4 protein-coding genes are annotated in these 5,299 nt (G+C 65.5%); 3 read left to right on the top strand and 1 reads right to left on the bottom strand.

Features of this window, described 5'->3' with window-relative positions:
• Window positions 1–180 precede the first annotated feature (180 nt).
• Together JWM94_RS15405 and JWM94_RS15400 are read left to right on the top strand one after the other, a co-directional pair.
• Window positions 181–495: a septum formation initiator family protein gene (locus tag JWM94_RS15405; RefSeq protein ID WP_299429007.1), complete on the top strand. Its 315-nt coding sequence runs from the start codon at window positions 181–183 to the stop codon at window positions 493–495.
• A 90-nt stretch (window positions 496–585) separates the two neighbouring features.
• Entirely contained in the window at window positions 586–2,334 is a 1,749-nt protein-coding gene (locus JWM94_RS15400) for a DUF885 domain-containing protein (protein ID WP_299429005.1), read from the top strand.
• A 112-nt stretch (window positions 2,335–2,446) separates the two neighbouring features.
• On the opposite strand, the gene JWM94_RS15395 is transcribed toward JWM94_RS15400, so the two are convergent.
• On the bottom strand, window positions 2,447–3,844 hold the full coding sequence (locus tag JWM94_RS15395; RefSeq protein ID WP_299429003.1) for an MFS transporter: 1,398 nt from the start codon (window positions 3,842–3,844) through the stop codon (window positions 2,447–2,449).
• Between the two features lie 260 nt (window positions 3,845–4,104).
• Here JWM94_RS15395 and JWM94_RS15390 point away from each other — a divergent pair.
• The coding region (locus tag JWM94_RS15390; RefSeq protein WP_299429001.1) for a glycoside hydrolase domain-containing protein at window positions 4,105–5,299 on the top strand (1,195 nt) is incomplete at its 3' end.

The following is a 5,299-nucleotide window of genomic DNA, read 5'->3' as shown; positions in this document are numbered from 1 at the left end:
CCGGATCGAGGAGGAATTGGGCGACGTCGCCGTCTATGCCGGCCGGAGCGTTTTGCGGGCCTGACGGCGAAAGTTCCGGCGCTCCGATTCGCTTCGCCGCCAATCGGACTCGATTCACCGATATATGGTTAATTACTGGCTTGCTCGATCGGCCTGCTTGCGCAAAAGATCATGTCCACGATGTCGCGCACCCAAACCACCTTCCGTTACGTCTTCCGCCGTGCCGCATTTCCCGCGCTCGCGCTGGGTGTCATGGCGTTTTTCGGCATCTATGCGGTGGTCGGATCGAACGGTGCGCTGGCGTACGGCGACTACCAGCGGATGCTGACGCAGCAACAGGCGCACCTTGCGCTGCTCAAGCAGCAGCAGGCGGTGCTCGCCAACCGTGTCCAGTTGCTCGACCCCAAGAAGGTCGATCCGGACATGGCCGACGAGTTGACCCGCAAGAACCTGAACGTGGTCAATCCCAACGAAGTCGTCATTCCCCTTAAATAGCGTGAGCGGCGCGTTTTTCCGCGCGTTCAGCCACTGGCGTCCACCCGCGCAATCTGGCAGCACTCCGCCCGCAAAGCCGTGGAGAGACTGATGAAGGTTAAGCTGTTGAGTGCGGTCGCCTGCGTGGCGCTGGCCGCGTGCAATTCGTCCACCACCACGAACAATACGACCACGGGAAACACCACGACGGTCGCCGCGACGGCCAAGCTCGCGCCATGGGCGCAGTTCCGCGACGGCTTCATCAACGACCTGTTCAAGCTCGACCCTGCGTTCGCGGTGTACGAGGGCAAGCACGATTTCGACGGCGGCATTCCCGACTGGAGCCCCGCCGGCCTCAAGGCACAGAGCGATTTCTTCCACAAGGCGATCGCCGACGCGGGCGCCTATGACAAATCGACCATGTCCAAGCAGGACGCGTTCGAGCGCGATTACCTGATCCAGGTCGCCAAGGGTAAGCTGTTCTGGCTCGAGGATGCCGACCAGCCGCACAACAACCCAGCCTATTATGTCGGCGGCGGGCTCGACCCCAACGTCTATATCGCGCGCAACTATGCCGACGCGCCGACCCGGATGAAGGCCGTTATCAAGTTCTTCCGCCAGATACCGTCGGCGGCCGCTAACATTCGCACCAACCTCAAGACGCCGATGCCGGCGAGCTTCATCAAATACGGCGTCGCCGGGTTCGGCGGGTTCGCCGATTACTACACCGGCGACGCGAAGAAGGCGTTCGCATCCGTCAAGGACAAGACGCTGCAGAAGGACTTCGACGATGCGGCGGGCGCGGCGTCGAAGGCGATGGCCGACCTGGCGAAATGGCTCGACGGGCAGAAGGGATCGGCGACGCAGGATTTCGCGCTGGGCGCCGACAAGTTCCAACGCATGATCCTGGCGACCGAAGGCGTTGACACGCCGCTCGATCAGCTTGAGGCGGCAGGGCGCGCCGATCTCAAGAAGAATCAGGACGCGCTTAAGGCCGAGTGCGACCGCTACGCGCGCGGCAAGACGCTTCAGCAATGCATGAACAAGATGGCGGCCAACAAGCCCGCGGGTAACGACCCGGTCGCCGAGGCGCGGCGGCAGATCCCGATGTTGAAGGCGTTCGTGCTTGCCAACGACATCGTCTCGGTCCCCGGCACCGAAGCGGCGCTGGTCGAGGAAAGCCCGCCCTATAACCGGCAGAATTCGGCCTATATCGACCCGCCGGGGCCGTTCGATAAGGGCATCCCGTCGGTCTATTACCTCTCGCCGCCCGATCCGAGCTGGCCCAAGGCGAAGCAACTCGGCTTCGTGCCGGGCAAGATGGACCTGCTGTTCACCTCGGTCCACGAAGTGATGCCGGGGCATTTCGTCCAGTTCCTCCACGCCAACCGCTCGCCGTCGCTCTTCGGGCAATTGTTCGTCGGCTACGCGTTTGCGGAAGGCTGGGCGCATTATGCCGAGGAAATGATGTGGGACGCCGGGCTCGGCCGCGGCGATGCGGAGACGCATATCGGTCAGATCAGCAACGCGCTGCTGCGCGATTGCCGCTTCCTGTCGGCGATCGGGATGCACGCGCGTGGCATGAGCCAGGCGGACTCGCTCAAGATGTTCCGCGAGCAATGTTATCAGGACGACGGCAATTCGGAGCAGCAGGCGGCGCGCGGGACGTACGACCCGGCGTACCTCAACTACACGATGGGCAAGCTGATGATCCGCAAGCTGCGCGACGACTGGATCGCGACGCGCGGCGGGCGCAAGGCGTGGAAGGCGTTCCACGACGAGTTCCTGTCGTTTGGCGGGCCGCCGATCCCGTTGGTGAGGGCGGCGATGATGGGGGGCGAGGCGAAGGCCGTTTTCTGAGCGATCTTCTCCCCTCCCGCTTGCGGGAGGGCAGGGGGAGGGCGTGTCCCTCACCCGCCAAACGCTCTCGACAAGCCCTCCCCTAACCCTCCCGCAGGCGGGAGGGGAACTGTCAGCGTGTCGTCTTCAGCGTCGGCACCTCGTCCTGCACCTCGGTCCGCGCCGGGTTGCGGATCGAGGGGCGTAGCCGCGCGATGCTGCATAGCCCGGCAATGATGGCGAGCCCTACCGCAACCAGCGGCGGCACGCGCCCGGCGCCGACGCCCAGCGCCAGCAACATCGCCACCAACGTCGCGCCGGTAGTCTGGCCGACCAGCCGCACGGTCGATACCATCCCGCCCGCCGCCGCGGCGCGGTTGCGCGGCGCGCTGCCGATGATGAGGCGTGCGTTGGGCGGCATGAACGTGCCGAACCCCGACCCGCACAATGCCATCCGCCACGCCACGTCGAAATAGCTGGGATGCGCGGGCAGGAAGGCGAGCAGCAGCAGCGCGACGATGCTGATCGCCATGCCGATCCCGCCGAGCAGCCCGGCGGGGATACGGTCCGACAGCCAGCCCGACAGTGGCGCGACGATCATGTTGGTCAGCGGCCACGGCGCGATGCACGCGCCGACCATCGCCGCACTGAACCCGAATTCCTGCGTCAGCCGGAACGGCGTCGACAGCAGCAGGGTCATCGACGCGATGAACGCGGTGTATGCGCCGATCGCCGACAGCGCGAGCACGGGGCGTGAGAGCAGATCGATCGGGAGTATAGGGCTTGCTTCGCCGCGTTCGCGGCGGACGAAATAATAGCCGATCAGCAGCCCTGCGATCACGATCGCCACCGACACCACTGGGCTGTTACCGTGCACTGCGCTCTCCGCGCCGCCGATGACCAGCCCGAACATCGCCGCGCACATGATCGCGCCGAGCAAGTCGAAATGGCGGTCGCGCGCCGGCGGGTTGGGCAGCGAGCGGCCGAGGATCAGGCTCAATATCGCGAACGGCACCGCGCAGGCGAACACCCATGGCCACGGCGCCACCGCGAGCACCAGGCCGCCGATCGTCGGCGCGGCGGCGGCCGAGCTCGAGACGATCACCGAATTGATGCCGAGCCCGCGCCCCAGTTGCTTGGCCGGATAGGTCGAGCGGATCAGCGCCGACGACACGCTGAGCGCGCCCGCCGCGCCGATCGCCTGTGCCGCACGGACGATGAGCAGGAAGGGCAGGCTATTGGCGAAGAAGCAGAGTAGCGTGGCGACGGTGAAGATCAGCTGGCCGGTCTGGTACATCCGCTTGAGCCCGATCCGCTCGCCGAGTCCGGCGAAGGGCAGCAGGAGCATCACCAGCATCAGCTGATAGATCGTCACGATCGACACGACCGAGCTCGAATCGACATGAAGATCGCGCGCGATACTGGGCAAGGCGACGTTGGCGATACCGCCGTCGATGATGATCAGCGCCGTCCCGCAGCATAACGCGCCGATCGCGCCGTAGCGGCGGGGCAGGGGCAGGCCGTCCTTCACGCGACCCTCATGCCGATTTCCCGGCCCCGCGCAACGCCGCGGCTTGATCTGAATCAGTCACATTTCACGGAACGCGAAGCCGCATCGCCGGTTGTGCCGCTACCGAAACCAAAAAGAGAGGATTTGGGTCATGGGTAAGGGAATCCTGATGTGGCTGATCGGCATTCCGATCCCGATCATCATCCTGCTGCTGATATTCTGGCACTAAGCGATACACCGGCCGCCTTGGCCAGAGGCGGCCGGCATGCTTTGATGCGGGGATGCTGAGCCAGACCCTGCGCCGCCTGCCCGCGATCCTTGCCGGATTGGGGCTGATCCTGTCGCCGATCGCCGAGGCGGGGACACTGACGCCGACGGGCGCGGTCGATCCGTTCATCGGCACGGGCGGGGAGGGGCACACCTTTCCCGGCGCTGTCGCACCGTTCGGCATGGTGCAGCTGTCCCCAGACACCGACGCCGAGTGCGTCATCCGCAAATGCTATCCGCATGCCGCGGGTTACCGGTTCGAAGACCGGACGATCCAGGGGTTTTCGATGACGCACTTTTCGGGTGCGGGGCATTCGGACCTCGGCGATTTCCTCGTGATGCCGGTGTCGGGCGACGTGGTGCCGCTCGAGCCGGGCGATGCCGCCAAGCCGGGGAGCGGATATCGCTCGCGGTTCAGCCACACCAGCGAGGTCGCCGGCGCTGGCCACTACGCCGTCACGCTGACCGATCCCGGCGTCCGCGCCGAAATGACCGCGGGGACGCGGATCGGCGTGCAGCGCTACACTTTCCCCAAGGACAAGGCCGCGCATCTGGTGTTCGACTTGCGCTCCAGCCTCTACAATTACCCCGGCAAAGTGTCGTGGTCGTCGATCCGGCTGCGGCCCGACGGCACGATCACCGGCGGGCGCGAAACGCGCGGTTGGGCACCGGGTCGCAAATTGTTCTTCGCGATGCGCTTCTCGCGGCCATTGGTTGGGCACGAGTTCGTGAATCGCGAGACAGACGTGCCGTATCGCGGGTTCAAGGGACCGGGGCGGAGCGGCAGCGACATCGCCGAACTGAAGGGCCGCGCGCTGGTCGTGCGGCTCGACTTCGGTCGGCTCGACGCGCCGCTCGAGGTCAAGGTCGGCATTTCGACGGTCGACGAGGACGGTGCGATCGCCAATCTCGCCAGCGAACCCGGCAATTTCGACGCGATCCGCTACAAGACCGAGCTCGCCTGGGACAGGGCGCTGTCCGTGCTCGACGTCCAGGCCGACGAGGCGATGCAGCGCACGGTCTATACCGCGCTCTATCATTCGCTGATGGCGCCGAGCGTGCTGAGCGACGCCGACGGACGCTATCGCGGACCCGACGATCAAATCCACAAGGCCGACGGCTTCACCTTCCTCTCGACCTTTTCGCTTTTGTACACGTTCCGCGCCGAGCATCCGCTGCTCACCATCGTCCAGCCGCCATCGACCACCG

The sequence above is a fragment of the Sphingomonas bacterium genome (assembly GCF_028289855.1).
Classification (GTDB): domain Bacteria; phylum Pseudomonadota; class Alphaproteobacteria; order Sphingomonadales; family Sphingomonadaceae; genus Sphingomonas.
Note: the sequence above shows the minus strand (reverse complement) of the source record. Positions and strands in the feature narration are given on the sequence as shown.

Coding starts and splice junctions, on each gene's coding strand:
- JWM94_RS15405 (WP_299429007.1), top strand. CDS start 181: ATGTCGCGCACCCAAACCACCTTCCGTTACGTCTTCCGCCGTGCCGCA.
- JWM94_RS15400 (WP_299429005.1), top strand. CDS start 586: ATGAAGGTTAAGCTGTTGAGTGCGGTCGCCTGCGTGGCGCTGGCCGCG.